Raw genomic sequence first — 18015 nt, 5'->3', positions numbered from 1 at the left:
AGCCCGCGGTTAACGCTCTCCCCTAGTAAAGCGTCCATTTTCGCGGGCGTAGACCGGCTCCATGTCCGTCTTCGCCAATCTCGGCCACGTCCTGCGCTCCCGCGATCCCGCAGTCGATCAGCGGCGCGCGGGTCGGGATCTGGTGGACATGCTCAGCCACATCACGACCGGCGGCCGTACCCATGGCATCCGCATCATCAACATCTCCGCGCTCGGCCTGATGTGCCGCAGCGACAGCAGCTTCATGGCGCAAGAACAGGTCAGCGTCTGGCTGCCGATCGTGAAAGACTATGCGGCGGAAGTCCGCTGGGTCGAGGATGGCCGGCTCGGCATGGAGTTTCTGGAGCCAATCACGCCGCAAATTTACGACGCGATGCTTGGCCTCATCCCCCCGCGCCGGACGGCATGGTAACGAAACCCTTTTCCGCTTCCAGTTTCTGACGCCCGCGCACCAGCGCTTCGGGCATTTCGGTGCGCAGGAATGTCAGCATCGCCTCCCGTACCTCGCAGCGCAGATCGAACGCGATGCCCGCATTGCGCGCCGACAGCAGCCCGCGCAGTTCCAGCGCGTCGGCCCGATGGTCCGTCACCTGCAAGATCGCGACCCGCCCGTCCCAGCGCGCATTAGCCTTCACTGCTTCCACAAAGCGCGTCCGGATTCGCTCGATATCGGCGGTCGGATCGACATAGAGGAACACCGTACCCAGCAGGTCCGACGTCTTCGTCGTCCAGTTCTGGAACGGCTTTTCCAGGAAATAGGATACCGGCACCACCATGCGCCGATCGTCCCAGATGCGCACGATGACATAGGTCAGCTTGATCTCCTCGATCCGCCCCCATTCCCCTTCGATGATGACGACATCGTCCAGCCGGATCGGCTCGGAAAAGGCCATCTGGATGCCGGCGATGAGATTCTTGAGCGCCGGTTGCGCCGCAGCACCCACCGCCAGCGCGGCTAGCCCCGCCGACGCCATCAGCGACACGCCGATCGTCCGCACGCCCGGAATGGCGATCAGCATCATCGCGATTACCAGAAAGCCGACGATGCACTGGCAGATGCGATAGAGGATGCTGATCTTCGTCCGCTGCCGCCGGGCTTTCAGATTATCCTCGACGCTGATGTCGGCCCTCGCCTCCATCATTGCCTTGCCGGCGCGCATCAGGCGAAACACCAGCCACCCGACCAGCAGCGCGAATATCATTCGCGCCCCGATCGCCCACATATCCTCGACCCGGTCTCCCAGTTCGATGGACTTGAGGCCCGCGCCCAGCGCCAGCAGCACCACCAGCCAGCGCGTCGGCTGGTATATCGCGGGCAGCAGCACCGGCTCCAGTTTCGAATGTTTCGCGATCCGCAGCCCGATCCAGTAGAGCGCCCAGTGGATCAGGAAAGCGGCAGCCACCGAAATGGCGATCGACATCACCGCCATCGGCGTGATGTGGGTCAGGCTGATATCGGTCATGCGTGGGGCAACGCGACCACGACCGATTTTGTTTCGCACCTGCGAAAGCTTTTTGACGAATGGAGACGAAGGGCCGGTCACCGCCAACCCTTTGGAAATCAGCCTTCCAAAATAGGATTTCGCCTGATCTACTCGCCGCGATGGATCTTGCCCTTCCTTCCGCGCACCGCACGTCATCTCCGTCGCCTGTCGGGCGCATCCCTGTCGTGCATGTGACGCGCCATCGTCGCCCCTCTGTCGCGTCGCAGGTGCGTCGGAGACGCTTCGCAAGCGCATTGCGGGCGCTTCCGGCCGCAAATTGGCTACGACGGTGTGAACTTTGCCCCGCCGCCGCCTGTCGCGCAAAAATCACCTGCGGCGAAAATTTCCACACCCCATGTCACATCCGGCAAAGCCCTCTCGTCATGTCAGCAGACCCGAAGGAAAGGACTGCATCATGACCGACAAGATCAACCCCTATACCGCCGCCCCGCAATTGATGAAGAGCTGGACCGCGCTGTCCACCACCATCGGCGACAGCCTGGAATCCAGCCTGATCGAACTGGTCAAGCTGCGCGCATCGCAAATCAACGGCTGCGCCAACTGTATCAACATGCACAGCTATGAAGCCCGCGCGAAGGGCGAGAGCGAACAGCGCCTCTACCTGCTCACCGCCTGGCGCGAAGCCCCCTGCTACACCGACCGCGAACGCGCCGCGCTGGCCTGGACAGAAGCGCTGACCACCCTGTCGCAGGGCCACACCCACGAAGCCGCCAGGGAAGCGCTCAACTGGGAATTTACCGAGGAAGAGCAGGTCAATCTGACCCTGATGATCAACATCATCAACGGCTGGAACCGCATCGCGATCGGCTTCAACCTCTGGTACGACATGCCGCTCAAGGCAGCCGCCTGATGAACGGGGGGACGCAGATGGACGCAGCCGCCAGTTTCGACCCGCTGCGTCCCCGCCTGATCCGCGTGGCCTATCGCATGCTCGGCTCCATCGCCGATGCCGAGGATGTGGTGCAGGATGCCTTCATCCGCTGGATGGGCACCGACCGCACCGACATTCGCGAACCGGAAGCGTTTCTGCGCCGCACGGTCACGCGCCTCTGCCTCGATCATCTGAAGTCCGCGCGCGTGCGCCGCGAAACCTATGTCGGCCCCTGGCTGCCCGAACCGCTGGTCGAGGATGCGGAGGAAGAGGAAGACGTCACCCTGCCCCTGATGCTGGCGTTAGAACGGCTGTCCCCTCTGGAGCGCGCCGCCTTCCTGCTGCATGACGTCTTCGGGCTGGGGTTCGAAGAGGTTGCCACCACCATCCAGCGCGATCCCGCCGCCTGCCGCCAACTGGCCGCGCGCGCGCGCACCCATGTCCGCGATGCCCGGCCGCGCTTTCAGGTAGAACGGCAGCGCGGCATGGACATCGCCACCGCCTTCTTCGCCGCGTCGCGCAGCGGCGACATGGGGGCGCTAGGCGCGTTGCTGGCCGCCGATGTCAGCCTGCACAGCGACGGCGGCGGCAAGCGTCCCGCGACCGTCCGTCCGGCACTCGGTTTCGGCCAGGTCATGCAGTTGCATCGTGCGCTGGCGGTCAACTTCCTGAAACATGGTTCGACCCTCCTGCGCACCTGCCGCATCAACGGTCTGCCCGGCTTCATCACGCGGGAGGCGGATGGCGAGGTGCAGACGACCGCGCTGGATATCGACGATGGAAAGGTCCGCGCCATCTACATCATGCGCAACCCGGACAAGCTGCAACATCTGCATTGAAGCTTAACAAGCCGCCAACCCTGTTCGTTGAGGGCATGGAAGGCCCTATGACGGATGAGAACGGCGGGGACGGGAGATATTTTAATGATCGGTGCGATCGGTAACGGCCTGGGCAATGCCTGGGGCCAGATCAAGAAAGCGACGGAAACGACCGTCGAAGCTGCTGCGGCTGCCGCCGCGGCACAAAATAGCACGCCCAGCCCTGCCCCGACGCCAACGGCCGACGCGTCCGAAACGACCGCCCCCACGACCAGCCCCGTGGTCATATCCGCCCCCAACGTCAGCGAACCGCTGACCTATACGGCGTCGGCCGGCCCACGGCAGGTAACCGCCAGTACGGCGTCGGAAACGCCCGTCCGCACTTCGCTGAGCGAGCGCCTCGCCGAGTCCAGCTATTATGCCTCGCCACAGGCTTCCGCCGTGGCCGATCCGGTCGCCTCCGCCCAGCGGGAGAAGGATGGCGCCGCACTGACACAGGCGCAGATCATAGCCCAGGCCGCCTACAGCATCGTCGCCCGCGCCGGGGTGGACGACCGCATGTCGCTGATCAAGGACAGCTAGAGCAGAATCCGGGTCGCGGCGGGCGACCGGCGGATGATGGCGTGGAGGCCGAAAGGCAGCGCCAGCGCCAGCAGGAGCAGCCAGGGCTTGCCCAGATAGGGTGATCCATAATGGATCACCGCGACATGCAGGTACATGATGACCAGCGACGCCCGCCCCAGCGACGCCAGCGGCCCGGCAAAGGATGCGATCCTGGCAGAAAGCCGGAACAGCAGCAGGCAGGTCGCCACCGCCGAGCCGATCGACAGCAAGGGCCAGCCATAATCGGCGATCTTCATGTTCAGCGTCGGCGCGATCCCCGCCAGCCCGAGCAGAGCCAGCAGGGCGATCGGCACGATCATGAAATTATGCCAGCGGACCCGCGGCCAGAGCGCCCCAACCCACAGCAGGCAGAAGGCCATGGGTACGCTCAGCAGCCCCAGTGGCGACGCCTCGGTCCAGCAGCCCAGCGCATAGGCAAGGAGGATAGTCGGCAGCAGGATGAACGCCCAGCGCCTGTCCAATATGTCGGGCCAGCGCAGCAGTGCGACGTTGAACAGGATGCGCGCGATCATGAGGCAGGGGACAAACCAGAAGATCGTATAAGGTCCGCGTAGCCAGAAACCGCCCAGCAGGATCGGCACCACATCCTCCGGCCACTGGTGAAAGATCGGCCGCCCGCCCTTCAGCGGCTCGATAATCTGGTCTGCAAGGATCAGCAGCGCCAGAAAGACGGCATAGGGCCGCATCTGGCTGCTCAGTTGCCGCCGGGTAAAGGCGCCGAGCGGATGCGGCCGCGACAGCATGCCGGACAGCAGGAAGAAGAGCGGCATATGGAAACTGTACATGGCGTCACGCACGCCCCCGCGCGTCCAGACATGGCCGATCACCACTGCGATGATGCCGATCCCACGCGCCACATCGACCCAGTCCAGCCGAAATTGCGCCTGCCGCCCGTCATGCCCCCTGTTGTCCATCGCTCTCACCGCCTATAGGAAGCCGCGCGCGCGTCAATTGTCCCACCTTTCTTTTATTCCGATCGGATACTCCTCTTGTCCCTGCTTGCCGACAAAGTCCTGTTCATCGATGGCGAGGCGCTGATCCTCGACAAGCCGGCCGGCCTGCCCGTCGATGCGCCGCGCGACGGATCGCTGGCGCTGGAAAATCACCTCGCTTCGCTGACCTTCGGCTTCCAGCGCTGGCCGCTGCCGGTTCATCGTCTGGACCGCGACACCAGCGGCTGCCTGCTGCTCGCCCGCAACCCCAAGGCGCACAAGCGCTTCGCCGCCGCCTTTGAGGCTGGCACGGTCGAGAAACGCTATGTCGCCGTGGTCAACGGCGTACCGGCAGAGGACAACGGCACGATCGAACTGGCGCTCAAGAAGATCAGCAGCGAAGCACAGGGATGGCGCATGATTCCGGCCAAGGCAGGCAAGAACGCCATCACCCATTGGCGCAAGATCGCGGAAAAGGATGGCCGCGCGCTGATCGCCTTCACGCCGCAGACCGGCCGCACCCACCAGATCCGCGTCCATGCGCTGCATGGCCTCGGTTTCGGCATCGTCGGCGATCCGGTCTATGGCAATGGTGAGGGCAAGATGCTGCTGCACAGCCGTTTCCTCAGCATCGCGCGCGGCGACAAGCCCGCTGCGGCCGCCACCGCTCCCCTGCCCGACACTTTTGCAGCCGCCGGTTTCGGCCCGGAGTTGCTGGACGATGCCGGGATTTGAGATTCCCGATGACGCGCTGGAGGAGCGCTTCATCACCGGCGGCGGTCCGGGCGGGCAGAATGTCAACAAGGTGGCGACGACGGTCCAATTGCGGGTCGATCTGTTCAGGCTGGGCCTCCCGCCCTATGCCTATCGCAAGCTCAAGGAACTGGCCGGGTCGCGCCTGACTTCCGCCAACGAGATCGTCATCCAGGCCTCCCGCTTTCGCACGCAAGAAGCGAACCGGCAGGATGCGCGCGAACGACTGGCGGAGATGATCGCCAAGGCCCATGTCCGCGATGCCCGCCGCATCGCCACCAAACCGGGCAAGGCCGCCAAGGCGCGGCGTGTGGACGCAAAGAAGGCGCGAAGCTCGGTCAAACAAGGGCGCGGCAAGGTACGGATGGATTAGCATGATGCCGGGGGGCCAGACGATCATGGGGGACGGAAGCGCAGTCACGGCATGGCTGAAACAGGCCAGCACCCGACTGCCGTTGCTGCTGGCCATGTTGCTGGCGATCGGGCTGTTCGGCGTGCTGGTCGATCCAGTGCACGACAAAAGGCAATTCAGTGCCTTCCTTTTCATCCGGCAGGATCTGGCTGTCGCGATGCTGATCGCATTGCTGCTGCGATACGGCCTTCAATCCACCGGCATCGTCCAATCCTTGCGCTGGATGGATGCCCTTGTCCACCGCCCCTGGTTGTTCGCACTCGCGCTCCTCATGGTCTGCGGCGCCGGTCATCATTGGCTGCTGCAATCCTATGACCTCACCCGCGACGAGCAGATGGCGAGTTTCGATGCAGCGATCTTTGCGCAGGGACGCCTCTTCTGGCCGATCGCACCCAACTGGCAACCGATGGCCGATTCGCTCAACCAGTTTTTCATGTTGCCGATTGCCGACCGACAGGCCTGGATATCAGCCTATCTGCCGATCAACGCGCTCGCGCGTGCGGGCATGACGTTGATCGGCGACGCCGGACTGACAAGCCCCGCCTTCACCGGCATCGGCGCGCTGGCGCTGTGGCGGATTGCAGAGCGTGTCTGGCCCGGCGATGCCGAAGCGCGAACGGTCGCGCTACTGCTCTATGCGGGATCGTCGCAGGTCGTCATCCAGGGCATGACCGCTCATGCCATGGCCGGCCATCTGGCGCTCAACCTTGTCTGGCTTTGGCTCTTCCTGCGCGGCGGCTGGAGCCACGCCGGCGCGATCCTTGTCGGCTTTCTCGCCACCGGCCTACATCAACCGCTGTTCCACCCGTTGTTCGTTTTCCCGATCCTGACCGGCCTGCTGATCCAGCGACGCTGGCCGCTGGCGACCCTCTACGTGGTGGCTTATGCCGTTATCTGCCTGTTCTGGCTGGCCTGGCCCAACATGATCGCGCAACTGGCCGGCGGGCCGATGACGGCACTGTCCAGCACCGGCGACCGGCTGGGCTATGCCGATCGGGTGATCGACATGCTGCGCGCGACAGGCCCTGTCAGCCTGTGGCTGATGGCGATGAACCTGCTGCGCTTTGTGGCCTGGCAACATCTGTTGCTATTGCCGCTGGCCGCTGCGGCTCTCACGCTCGCCTGGCGCGCGCCTTTGGTCCGGCCGCTCGTCGCCGGCATCGCCCTGCATGTCCTGCTAATCAGCTTGCTGCTTGCCTTTCAGGGGCATGGCTGGGGTTATCGCTATCTGCATGGTGTGATCGGCAGTTTCTGCCTGCTCGGCGGGCAGGGATGGATCGCGCTGCGTGGGCATTGGCCGGGCCCACGGATCTGGGCATGGAGCAACGCAGCCAGTTTCGGGCTGCTGCTGCCACTCCATATGGCGATGGCCGCCTGGCTGACCCTGCCCTATGCACGCGTTTCGGTTCAGATCGACCGCCTTCCTGCCGATATCGCCGTGATCGATGAAGGTGCGGTCGCTTTCGGCAGCGACCTCGTCATAAATCGGCCTGATCTGTCCAACAGTCCGCTGCGATTACTGTCGGGCTCCATGACGGCGCCGCAAATAGCCGCCCTGTGTCGGAAGAAACGCGTCACCTTCCTGGGTGCGCGGAGCCTGGACGCGATCCGGCAACGCATGGATGCCAAACCGGGCGACGACAGCCATTTTCGTCGCCTGAAAGCGATCTGTCGGGAGACGCACCGTTAATGCATATCTGTATCGTCTATGACTGCCTCTTCCCCTGGACGATCGGCGGGGCCGAACGCTGGTATCGCGCGCTGGCGGAACGGCTGGCGACCGACGGGCACCAAGTCACCTATCTGACCATGACTCAGTGGGACGCCGATGCGCCGCCGGGCCTGCCTGGCGTCACCGTCATCCCGGTGTCGCCCAGATCAGCACTGTATCAGGATGGCAAACGCAGGATCGCCCCGCCCCTACGCTTTGGATGGGGCGTGCTGACGCATCTAGCCCGCTACGGCCGGCACTATGACGTGGTGCATCTCTGTTCCTTCCCCTATTTCGCACTGCTCGCCGCCGGATTGCTGCGGCGCCTCTGCGGCTATCGCATCGTCTGCGACTGGTTCGAGATTTGGAGCCGCGACTATTGGCGCGATTATCTGGGCCGACTGGGATGGATCGGCTGGAGCGTGCAATCGCTGTGCGCGCGGGTGCGGCAGCGCGCCCATGTCTTCAGCCGCCTGCACGAGGCACGGTTGCACGGCCTGCGGCTGAATGGATCAATCGATTATCTGCCGGGCCTGGCGCAAGATCCTACGCGCGGTGAGATACTGCCCGCACGCACACCAGCGACGATCGTCTATGCCGGCCGCATGATCGTTGAAAAGCGGGTACCGCTCTTGGTCGAGGCGATAGCGATTGCACGCCAGTCCGTGCCCGACCTGCGTGCGATCCTGTTCGGGAACGGACCGGACCGCCCCCGCATCGAACAGCGGATCAATGCATTGGGCCAAGGCGACGCTATCACCCTGCCAGGCTTCGTCGAGGCCGATATACTAGAACAGGCGATGCGTGAAGCGCTGTGCATCGTCCAGCCCTCCGAACGGGAAGGCTATGGCCTAGTCGTGGTTGAAGCCTCGGCACGCGGCATCCCTGCGATCGTAGCCGCCGCGGCGGACAATGCCGCCATCGAACTGGTGACGCCGGGCGCCAACGGCTTCATCGCCGATCCCGCTACGCCCGACATGCTCGCTGCCGCCATCATACAGGCCGTGACGGCGGGCGATGCACTGCGTCAAGCGACGCGCGCCTGGTACGCGGCCAATGCCGACCGACTATCGATCAACAGTTCGCTACGGACGGTGGCGGCCAGCTACGCCGCCACGGATTAACCCCTTCCCGCGCGATCAATCGCGCGGGCGATGCCCCACAACCAGCAGGCAGGACTGCGTACCTGTCGTATCGGGATTATCCCCGCAGCCGATCAGCCTGGCGATACCCGAAGCGATCGGGGTCGGCAGCGCCATGCGATTTTGCAGATCGCGAATCTTGAGCGTGCGCTGGATTTCGATCGGCCGACTGCGTCCGAAGCTGAGGCTGTGCAGCAGACCACCGGTCATGCGCGACAGATGTTCCCAGCGCTGGGTTTCCTGCTGGTCGAGATAGCCGGTCGCGTTGTCCAGCGCCAGGCCGTGCCGTCCCGCCATGGCGGCCCAGTCGGCTGCCGACAGATAATGGAAATGCGCCAGCCTCTTATCGAGATCGGACAGATAGCGCGTGCGCGACACGCCGGGCAAGATGCTGCCGCGCAAATTCTGATGAAATCCGGGCGCAGGCACCGTGAAATAGAAACGTCCGCCCGGTTTGAGTACACGTCCGACTTCGGCGATCACGCCCTCCAGATCGGGGATATGCTCCAGAACCGAGTTGGAAATCACATAGTCGATGCTGGCATCGGGTTCAGGAATAGCCTGTGCCGGACGCGTGTGAATGCGTTCATAAAAGGCATAAGCCGCCGCCGCTTCCGTCTCCAGCGGATCGATATCGATGCCGATCAACCGCGGGGTCACGCCAATCCGCTTGAACAATATGTCGGTCAGGATGCCATCGCCACAGCCCAGGTCCAGTCCGACGCCTTCAGAATCGAACACTCGAGCGAGTTGTTCGATCTCGATGCCGCGCCAGAAGGCCGTGGCGGGCTGGGCAGGATAGCGCGATACGAAGGTGGCGAGCAGGTCGTTGCTGGCGATCATGAAACACTCCCTTGGGGATTGCGCCGGCGACTAAGCGCCCAGCTACTAGTGAGATAAGTCCAGAAAAAAAGCAGAATGGTGGCCAGCGGCGCGGCGATGACCATGTCGACGCCGCACAGATCATGGACGATCAGCAGGACCAGCCATGACAATGGTACATTGGTCGCCAGCGCGGCCGCATAGCGAAAAAAGGCATCGCTGGTCGGCTCCACCGCGAAGGTAACGCGCGCCTGAAGCAGGAATCCTACCGGGATCAAGACAACCGCACTCGACAGTACAGCCATGCCGCTAGACCAGCCAAGCCGGTCTGCCCCGATCAGGATCACGTTGCTCAGCATCAGGCAAAAGAGGGAAACGGCCGCATAACGCGGTCCACGACGGATCAGCGCCTTCATGACCGGTAGGCCCTTGATCCTAGAAAACGCGCATCATGCCCGGCCAATATGGCCAGTAGAAAGCCCCCGAAGATTGTTTGCGCACCGGTCGCGCCCAGCACACCTGCCAGCACCAGCGGCAGCGGATTGGGCAGTGCGACAAAACCATGGTTCGACCAGTACCAGCCGGTTGCCGCAAAAATCGTCATCGCCGCCAGCATCTGCGCAGCGCCGGCTGCCAACATAGTTTCCAGGCTGATCTTCCGCCCCAATCGTTCGACCACCGGCCGCAGTTTGCGATACCCCAGCGTCACGCCATGGAGATGCCCGGCAAAGGCCATCAGCAGCGCGAGGTGGCCAGTGGTAAACAGAAAGCCGCTGGCGATCGCCCAGCTGATCCCAAATGGCGTTTCGCCGTGGAAGAGGCCGAGCCAGAAGCCGATGGCGACCGCCAGGATCAGCGCCGATAGCCCCATCGCCATCATTGCCGGCACGCCGAATACCCATGTCGGACTCAGCATCAGCAAATAGCGCAGATGCCGCCAGCCATCGCGCCAGGGGCGCAGGTGGGGCGCACGGTCGCGCAAATCCACAGACAGGGTAGCTGGCACTTCGGTCAGGCGGAACCGCCGCAGGCTGGCCTTGATGACCATCTCGCTGGCGAATTCCATGCCGCTGCCCGACAGGCCGAGCGACGTGAAGCAATCGCGCGTGATGGCGCGCAGACCGCAATGCGCGTCGCTGATCCCCGAGCGAAAGAAGAGATTGAGAATTCCGGTGAGAACCGGATTGCCGATATAGCGGTTCTTCCAGGGCATAGCACCCGGCGCGATCCCGCCCTTGAACCGCGATCCCATGCACAGATCCGCACCGGCCAGCAATTCGCCGATCATCCCCACGCCATCGGTGAAGTCGTAACTGCCATCGGCGTCGCCCATCAGCAGATAGCGGCCATAGGCGCCCTCGCAGCCGCCGATCAGCGCCGCGCCATAGCCGCGCCGCGCCACTGGCACGACGCGCGCGCCCAGGTCCGTCGCCAGCTGCTGGCTGCCGTCGGTCGATCCATTGTCGGCGATGACGATTTCACCAAACAGCCCATGCTGCGCCTCGATCAGGTCCAGCGCGTTCCGGGCATTGGCGATACAATGTGGCAGACTGATCGCCTCGTCGAGGCAGGGCATGACGATCGTCACATCGATGGCGCGCGCGTCTCCACGCAGGTTGGACAAGCTATGCGCCGCGTCTAAGAACATCGTCACCCTCGATTATGCAGGCCTTGTGATGGCGATAGCGAACTTTGGTTAACGGATTCTTGTCGCACTGGCCGCAGCGCGAGCGCGCGCCTATATGAGCGCCATGTACGACTTTGCATCCACCGCCGCCGACAAGCCCACCCTTTATGCCGACCTTCTCTCGGCCGCCGACGCCCTGACTGCGTCCGAGCCCGATGCGGTCGCCAACATGGCCAACATATCCGCCCTGCTCTGGCAGTTCCTGCCCGACCTCAACTGGGCGGGCTTCTATCGCATGGTCGAGGATGAACTGGTACTGGGACCGTTTCAGGGCAAGCCCGCCTGCATCCGCATCCCGCTTGGCCGCGGCGTGTGCGGTACGGCAGCGGCGACCCGAGAAACGCAGCTGGTGGAGGATGTGCACGCATTTCCCGGTCACATCGCCTGCGACGCGGCCAGCGCGTCCGAGATCGTGGTGCCCGTACTTCATGATAGCCGTCTGATCGGCGTGATCGACCTCGATAGTCCTCGCCCGGCTCGCTTCGACTCGGACGATGCACGCGGACTGGAGGCCCTCGCCGCGCTTATCGGCGCGCGGATCGCCTGAACCGTTAACCGTCTTTCCTGCCCATGCAGCCGCCAGCTTCGGCTTTCCGCCCCGTTTCGGGACAGGATTTCGGGGTAGGAATCGTGGCTAGCTGCGGATCAGCATGCTAAATGATGCGTTAGGATTTCGGCCTGCGCATCCGGTTCGCACGCCATGCACAACAGGGAGTGTTAACCATGCGAACTCCAACCTTTTTCCTTTTGGGGGCAAGCGTAGCGCTGGCCTGCGTCACCGCACCGGCGGTCGCCGCGACCGGTGCAGGCGCTGCCCTGCCCGTGATGGGCAAGGGCTGGAGCGGGCCGCGCCCCGGTGGCTCCATGCCGCATCCTGGCACGCACATGCCCCGGCCGGGCGGCTGGAACGGCCAGTGGAACGGCGGCCATCGCTGGGGATCGCGCTATAATGGCCGTTGGTATGCCGGCTGGCGGGCGCCGGGTGGCTGGAACGGCTATCAGCGCCCGGTTTATGGCTATGTCTTGCCCCGCTATTGGGTCAGCCCCAATTATTATATCGCCAACTACGGCGCCTATGGCCTGCCCGCACCGGCCTATGGCTATGGCTGGTCGCGCTATTATGACGATGCGGTCATGACCGACCGTTATGGCCGTGTTTATGATTCGCGCAGCAATCTGGACTGGGACCGCTACGAAGGCGGCTATGGCCCCGATGGCGATGACGGCTATTATGATGAACCACGCCGCGACAATGGCGTGGGTGGCGCCGCGATCGGCGCCGTCGTCGGCGGCATCGCCGGCAATCGTATCGCCGGACGCGGCAATCGCACAGCCGGTACGCTGATCGGCGCGGGTGTCGGCGCCGTTGCCGGTATGGCGATCGACAAGGCCGAGGATGGCCCACGCCGCAACGCTCCGCCACCGCCGCGTCGTCCGGGCGCCGGCTATGATTATGGCTATGGCGCCGCAGACGACGGCGTGACCACGCAGAATGAATATGAAGGCCGCTGGACCGGCACCTGGACGACCGATGACGGCCGGCAGGTGAGCGGCACCTATGATGGCCGATTCGAAGGCGATGTGCGCGGTGCGGGCGTCGATTATGACGCGCCGCCCTATGCCGGTGCGCCGCATTGGTCGGGCGGTTCTGGCCCAGTATCGGTCAGTCAGGGGGGAGGCTACATCGCCAACGGCTATTACTATCCCGCACCCATCGTGACGACCGTAACGGTGCAGCCCGCCGTGACGACCACGACGACCACCACCTACGTCACGGAAACCGTGCCCTATCGCAAGGCCGTTCGCCGCCGCGCAGTGCGCAGTTGCCGCTGCAAATAAGGATCGGGCCGGGCCTTCGGGTCCGGCCTATTGTTGCAAACCCGCCTTCGGTGGCGAAAAGGCCGTGACCGGCTGGGGGCGACCAAGGTAAAAACCCTGCCCGACGATACAGCCCTGATGCAGCAGGAAGTCGGCCTGAGCCGCGGTTTCCACGCCCTCGGCTACTACCTCCATCCCGAAACTGCCGCCCAGTTTCACGATCGCGTCGACGATCGCGGCATCGCCCGCATCCTGCTCGATATGACTGACGAAGCTGCGGTCGATCTTCAGAACATCGACCGGATATTGTTTCAAATGGGTAAGTGACGCAAAGCCGGTGCCGAAATCATCCAGCGCTATCCTTACACCGGCATCGGCAAAATGCTGCAAAGTATGGCCGACCTGATCGGCGCCACGGCCCAGAAACACGCTTTCCGTCACCTCTATCTCGAAATGCGCCGTCGGCACATTGGCCCGGTCCAAAAGGCTCAAAACACGATCGGCGAAATCCCCACTTGCAAAATCCGCCGCCGCCGCATTGATCGCCACGCGCCCCGGATCAAAGCCCGCCCGCAGCCAGCATTGCAGGTCTACCAGAACCGCATCCAGCATTTGCCCGGTCAGCGCCACCGCAATCTCGGCATGGTCGAAGGCCGCGGCGATCGTGCCGGGCAATTGCACGCCCATGCGGGGATGATGCCAGCGCAGTAACGCCTCATAGCCCAGCACCTGACCGCTACGCATGTCGATACGCGGCTGGTAGAAGGGTGTGGCCAGTCGTTCCGCGACCACTTGCCGCGCCATTCGGATCATCGAACTCCGCTGTTGCGCCTGCGCGCGCAGGGTGGACTGGAACAGCGTCAGCCGCCCTCGCCCCGCGCCTTTCGAGGCATAAAGCGCCAGATCGGCCGCCTTCAGCAGATCCTCCGCCCGGTCGGCATGCACGCCAAACACCGCGCCGCCGATACTGACACCGCAATCGAGCGATCGCCCCTGATGCACGTGCGGCGTGCGGACATTGTCGATCAAGGTCGCACTCAATCGCTCCAGCGCTGCGCTATCCGACAAGGAGGGGGCTACCAGTCCGAACTCGTCGCCGCCCAGCCGCCCCAGCACGGCATCGGCCGGCGCCACCGATGCCAGCCGCTGCGCAAAGGCACAAAGCAGGGCATCGCCGGCATCATGGCCCATCGCATCATTTGTACGCTTGAGATCATCTATGTCGAGCAGCAGCAGGCCGAAGGTCCGCCCTTCCGCCTGTGCCCGCGCCGCCATCTCCTCCAGCGCCGCCTGCCACAACGTCCGGTTGGGCAGCCGCGTCATCGGATCATGGGTCGCGGCCCAGCGGATGCGCTCGTCGGCATCATGTTCTTCGGTGACGTCGCGGAAAGTGACGATGATCCGCAGCGGCCGCCCGGCATCCGAACGCGTCATCCATCCCGTGCTACGAATCCAGCGCAAAGCCCCCGTGTCGGCGCGATAGATACGCAACGTCGCCTCGAAATGCGGCGGCAGCGTTCCGGCCGCGACGGCTTCCAACATATATTTCAGCCGATCCCGGTCACAGGGATGCACCAGCGACAGCGCCAGTTCCGTCGTCGCAGGCTGATGCTCCTCCAGCCCCAGCATGCGACGAAACTCGTCCGACCAGGTTCGGGTGCCGGTGACGCAATCGAAATCCCAGATTCCCAGCCGCGCCGACTGCACTGCCAGGCGGAAACGCTCCTCGCTATCGCTGAGTGCCGTCTGCGCCAGACGCTCGGCATGGACATCCTCCAACGTCCCGTACCAACGCAGAATCGCGCCGGACGGATCACGGCGGGCCGAAGCGCGCGCCCGCATCCAGCGATAGCCACCGTCGCGCAAGCGAATGCGATAATCGATATCCACCGGTGCGCCGCTGGCCAGATGACCGCTCCACACCGCCACCGTCCGTTGCATATCGTCAGGATGCAGCGCGCCCAGCCAGCCAGTGCCCAACGCCTTGTCCGGGGCCATCCCGGTCAGATCGAACCAGCGCGGTCCTACCTCCTCAATGCTACCCCTTGGACTGGCGGTCCAGGGCACTTGAGGGCTGAGATCCACCGAGGATCGATAATGTTCGCGGCTTTCGGCTAGAGCGGCTGCCAGCGCGCGAGAATCGCGGTCGTGCCGCTCATGCACATCCTCCACCGTGCCATACCAGCGCGGTTGCCCCGCCCCTTCGACGCAGGCCATGCGAACCATGCACCAACGGTCCTGGCCGTCGGCGCAGCGGAGCGACAGGGTGAGCGCTTGCGGCCGATCGCTGGAACGGCCAGCCTTGAGCAAGGTGCGCCTGTCAGCGGCAGACAACAGCGCGCGCCAGCCAAAGCCGATCGGGTCAGCCGCGAATCGCGGTCGAAAGCGGCTGCTTTCCCGTTCGACCGCGATCAGCCGGCCGCGACGATCCGCGACCCAGCGAAGCAAGGGCGGCGACACACGATCGAAAACCGGCGAGAACAGAAGATCATTACGATGCAGGAATAATTGTTGCGCAACGATATCATCGCCCGGCGTCAACCTCAGGTCGTGAAATCTCCGATCAGCAAAGCGGTCCATAAGCCGCCCCCGATCTGATGTCTCTCTCTCCGCGCATGAAGAGGAGCTAGCAAAGAAAGTTAAACAAATTGACTAAGTTGATCCATCTACGCCGCCAATATTATTCAGCAACTTAGACTAAGGTCGAACCTGTTCGACGCTATTTGCGGAACATGCCTGCCAGTTCGATCGGCAGCGGCGGCTCGTCGCGCTGCTGAACGCTGCGAATGGCTTGCGCCTGTTCATGCGGATCAAAGCGCACCCAGCCGGCCCGACTGAGCTTTTCCAGCGGGCGATAACGGACCTTATATTGCATCCGCTGCGACCCATCGACCCAATAGCCCAGATAGACATAGGGCAGCCCGGCCCCGGCTGCCCGAGTGATATGGTCCAGGATGATATAGTTACCCAGACCCGGCCGATGCTCCAGCGTCGTATCGAAGAAACTGTAGATCATGGACAGGCCATCGCCCTGCCGATCGGTCAGGCAGGCGCCGATCAGCTTGCCGGGGCGGCCATCGAAGCCGGGTTCGCGATATTCGATGATATAGCTGTCGACCGGCGTTTGCTCGACCATGTCGGCAAAGTCCATCTCGTCCATCTCGGTCATGCCACCACCGGGATGGCGATCGACCAGATAGCGCTGGAGCAAAGCGAACTGTTCTTCGGTCGACCAGGGCTTGCAAGCCGTGACGATCAGGTCGCTATTGCGCCGGATCAGCTTGCGCTGGGTGGCATTGGGCTGGAATTCATTGGCCACAACCCGCACCGACACACAGGCGGAACAGTCCGCACAACTGGGCCGATAGGCGACATTCTGGCTGCGGCGAAAACCGATTCGCCCCAGCGCATCGTTCAATTCCGCCGCATTGTCGCCGTTCAGTTCAGTGAACACCTTCCGCTCGCTCTTGCCCGGCAGATAGGGGCAAGGCGACGGATTGGTCACAAAGAAACGGGGAAAACGAAAAGCGGCAGTCACGCTCCAGGCTCCCATTCATGGTGACGGCAGGGTTCGATCATGTTTCAGATATATGCCGTCACGCCGCCCCCCTGAAAAGAGCGTTTACCACGAAAAAACGGAGATACTTGTCCCGCTCTTACGCAACTTCGATCGGGGCGACCTCATAGCCTGCTTCACCCAGCGCCGCGATCAGCCGCTGGAGGTGCGCCCGGTCCCGCGTTTCGCATTCGACGTCCAGGCTAAGGCCCTTGGCCGGGAGGTTGGTGAAGATGCGCTGATGCGCCAGTTCCAGAATGTTGACCGCTTCCTGATCGAAGATGCGGGCGACATGGAACAGCGCGCCGGGGCGATCCTGGAGGATGATGCGCAGACGCGCGAGACGGCCCGAACGGGCGAGGTCACGCAGCAAAACATTGGCCAGCAGCCGCGTGTCGATGTTGCCGCCGGTCAGCACAAGGCCGACATTGCGCCCGACAAACTGCTCGCGATAGGTGAGCAAAGCAGCCAGCCCTGCCGCGCCGGCGCCTTCCACCACGGTCTTCTCGATCTGGAGCAGCAGGCTCACCGCCTCCTCCAGCCGCCGTTCGGTGACCAGCAAGATATCGTCCGCCAGCCGCTCGACCACACGCCGGGTGATTTCGCCAGGCTGCTTGACCGCGATGCCTTCGGCCAGCGTGTCGCCGTCGCAGGCAAGGTCCGCGCCCTTGATGAAATCATACATGGACGGGTAAAGTTCGGCCTGCACGCCAACCAGACGGATATCCGGCTTCATCGCCCGCGCCGCCGTCGCCATGCCCGAAAACAGGCCGCCGCCGCCGATCGGAATGACCAAAGTGTCGATCTGCGGCGCATCCTCCAGCATTTCCAGCGCCACCGTCCCCTGCCCGGCCATGACGTCGGGCTCGTCGAAGGGGTGAACGAAGGTCAGGCCCTGCTCCACCTCCAGCAGGCGCGCATGGGCATAGGCATCGTCGAACTTCTCACCATATTGCACCACGGTCGCGCCATGACCTTGCGTCTGCGTCACCTTCACCGTGGGAGTCGTCGTAGGCATCACGATGGTAACCGGCACGCCCAGCCGCTTGCCATGATAGGCAAGGCCCTGCGCATGGTTGCCGGCCGAGGCGCCGATCACGCCCTTGGCTTTCGCCGCATCATCCAGTTGCAGCAGGCGATTGAGTGCGCCGCGTTCCTTATAGGCAGCGGTAAACTGGAGATTTTCGAATTTCAGATAGACGTTGCAACCCAGCATGTTGGAAAGCGTCTGGCTAATCAGCGTCGGCGTCTTGACGATCGAACCCGAAATGCGGGTCCGGGCGGCAAGGATGTCATCGACGGTGATGGGCAGCGGCAGGGCGCTTTCGATCTTTGCGAGCGTAGTCATGAGCGCGCCCCTAAAC

General features: G+C 63.5%; 18 protein-coding genes. 10 read left to right on the top strand and 8 right to left on the bottom strand.

The annotated features are described in order from the left end of the window. Nucleotides 1-61: 61 nt before the first annotated feature. Complete coding sequence (locus tag ACNHGR_RS02145) at nt 62-412, top strand: PilZ domain-containing protein (protein WP_184271303.1); 351 nt, start codon at nt 62-64, stop codon at nt 410-412. Here the strand turns inward: ACNHGR_RS02145 and ACNHGR_RS02140 are convergent. Continuing rightward, nucleotides 384-1463 carry a mechanosensitive ion channel family protein gene (locus tag ACNHGR_RS02140; RefSeq protein WP_184271300.1) on the bottom strand — a complete coding sequence of 360 codons (1080 nt, stop codon included), beginning with the start codon at nt 1461-1463 and terminating at the stop codon, nt 384-386. The two genes, ACNHGR_RS02145 and ACNHGR_RS02140, sit on opposite strands and share 29 nt — an antisense overlap. 436 nt (nt 1464-1899) lie before the next feature. On the opposite strand from ACNHGR_RS02140, the gene ACNHGR_RS02135 reads away from it, so the two are divergent. The 3 genes from ACNHGR_RS02135 to ACNHGR_RS02125 all read left to right on the top strand — a co-directional run bounded on the left by ACNHGR_RS02135 (nt 1900) and on the right by ACNHGR_RS02125 (nt 3776). Then, on the top strand, nt 1900-2355 hold the full coding sequence (locus tag ACNHGR_RS02135; protein WP_475283940.1) for a carboxymuconolactone decarboxylase family protein: 456 nt from the start codon (nt 1900-1902) through the stop codon (nt 2353-2355). Next, nucleotides 2355-3215, top strand: coding sequence for a sigma-70 family RNA polymerase sigma factor (locus ACNHGR_RS02130; RefSeq protein WP_475283939.1), 861 nt, complete (start codon nt 2355-2357; stop codon nt 3213-3215). The genes ACNHGR_RS02135 and ACNHGR_RS02130 overlap by 1 nt, the downstream gene beginning before the upstream one ends. 84 nt (nt 3216-3299) lie before the next feature. After that, nucleotides 3300-3776 (top strand): hypothetical protein, encoded by a 477-nt coding sequence (locus ACNHGR_RS02125; RefSeq protein WP_475283938.1) that lies wholly within the window; start codon nt 3300-3302, stop codon nt 3774-3776. On the opposite strand, the gene ACNHGR_RS02120 is transcribed toward ACNHGR_RS02125, so the two are convergent. Next, the gene (locus ACNHGR_RS02120; RefSeq protein WP_475283937.1) at nt 3773-4732 is read right to left on the bottom strand and encodes an acyltransferase family protein; all 960 of its coding nucleotides are present in this window, start codon (nt 4730-4732) and stop codon (nt 3773-3775) included. The genes ACNHGR_RS02125 and ACNHGR_RS02120 overlap by 4 nt on opposite strands. A gap of 75 nt (nt 4733-4807) precedes the next feature. On the opposite strand from ACNHGR_RS02120, the gene ACNHGR_RS02115 reads away from it, so the two are divergent. From ACNHGR_RS02115 to ACNHGR_RS02100, 4 genes are read left to right on the top strand one after another with little or no spacing between them, the layout of a single operon-like run. Continuing rightward, a complete protein-coding gene (locus ACNHGR_RS02115; protein ID WP_475283936.1) occupies nt 4808-5485 on the top strand; it encodes an RluA family pseudouridine synthase in 678 nt (225 codons plus the stop codon). Next, nucleotides 5472-5876, top strand: coding sequence for an alternative ribosome rescue aminoacyl-tRNA hydrolase ArfB (gene arfB / locus ACNHGR_RS02110; RefSeq protein WP_184271282.1), 405 nt, complete (start codon nt 5472-5474; stop codon nt 5874-5876). The genes ACNHGR_RS02115 and arfB overlap by 14 nt, the downstream gene beginning before the upstream one ends. 1 nt (nt 5877) lies before the next feature. After that, nucleotides 5878-7605, top strand: a complete 1728-nt coding sequence (locus tag ACNHGR_RS02105; protein ID WP_475283935.1) for a hypothetical protein — start codon at nt 5878-5880, stop codon at nt 7603-7605. Next, nucleotides 7605-8750, top strand: coding sequence for a glycosyltransferase family 4 protein (locus tag ACNHGR_RS02100; protein ID WP_184271276.1), 1146 nt, complete (start codon nt 7605-7607; stop codon nt 8748-8750). The genes ACNHGR_RS02105 and ACNHGR_RS02100 overlap by 1 nt, the downstream gene beginning before the upstream one ends. 15 nt (nt 8751-8765) lie before the next feature. Here ACNHGR_RS02100 and ACNHGR_RS02095 read toward each other — a convergent pair whose 3' ends face one another. The 3 genes from ACNHGR_RS02095 to ACNHGR_RS02085 are packed head-to-tail and all read right to left on the bottom strand — an operon-like array spanning nt 8766 to nt 11238. After that, nucleotides 8766-9611, bottom strand: a complete 846-nt coding sequence (locus ACNHGR_RS02095) for a class I SAM-dependent methyltransferase (RefSeq protein WP_184271273.1) — start codon at nt 9609-9611, stop codon at nt 8766-8768. After that, on the bottom strand, nt 9608-10006 hold the full coding sequence (locus ACNHGR_RS02090) for a GtrA family protein (RefSeq protein ID WP_184271270.1): 399 nt from the start codon (nt 10004-10006) through the stop codon (nt 9608-9610). Before ACNHGR_RS02090 ends, ACNHGR_RS02095 begins: the two co-directional genes overlap by 4 nt. Then, the gene (locus ACNHGR_RS02085; RefSeq protein WP_475283934.1) at nt 10003-11238 is read right to left on the bottom strand and encodes a glycosyltransferase family 2 protein; all 1236 of its coding nucleotides are present in this window, start codon (nt 11236-11238) and stop codon (nt 10003-10005) included. The genes ACNHGR_RS02090 and ACNHGR_RS02085 overlap by 4 nt, the downstream gene beginning before the upstream one ends. Nucleotides 11239-11341: 103 nt before the next feature. Here ACNHGR_RS02085 and ACNHGR_RS02080 point away from each other — a divergent pair, with 103 nt between their 5' ends. Further along, nucleotides 11342-11824, top strand: coding sequence for a GAF domain-containing protein (locus tag ACNHGR_RS02080; RefSeq protein WP_475283933.1), 483 nt, complete (start codon nt 11342-11344; stop codon nt 11822-11824). A 176-nt stretch (nt 11825-12000) separates the two neighbouring features. Further along, a complete protein-coding gene (locus ACNHGR_RS02075; RefSeq protein WP_475283932.1) occupies nt 12001-13116 on the top strand; it encodes an RcnB family protein in 1116 nt (371 codons plus the stop codon). A 27-nt stretch (nt 13117-13143) separates the two neighbouring features. Here ACNHGR_RS02075 and ACNHGR_RS02070 read toward each other — a convergent pair whose 3' ends face one another. The 3 genes from ACNHGR_RS02070 to ACNHGR_RS02060 form a co-directional block, all read right to left on the bottom strand. Further along, nucleotides 13144-15675 (bottom strand): sensor domain-containing protein, encoded by a 2532-nt coding sequence (locus ACNHGR_RS02070; RefSeq protein ID WP_475283931.1) that lies wholly within the window; start codon nt 15673-15675, stop codon nt 13144-13146. Nucleotides 15676-15814: 139 nt separating this feature from the next. Beyond that, nucleotides 15815-16633 (bottom strand): arginyltransferase, encoded by an 819-nt coding sequence (locus tag ACNHGR_RS02065; RefSeq protein ID WP_184271259.1) that lies wholly within the window; start codon nt 16631-16633, stop codon nt 15815-15817. Nucleotides 16634-16751: 118 nt separating this feature from the next. After that, entirely contained in the window at nt 16752-17999 is a 1248-nt protein-coding gene (locus ACNHGR_RS02060; RefSeq protein WP_184271256.1) for a threonine ammonia-lyase, read from the bottom strand. Nucleotides 18000-18015 lie beyond the last annotated feature (16 nt).

The organism is Sphingobium sp. RS1, assembly GCF_056156825.1.
The sequence above is the reverse complement of the archived record's forward strand: the minus strand, read 5'-3'. Positions and strand labels throughout refer to the sequence as shown.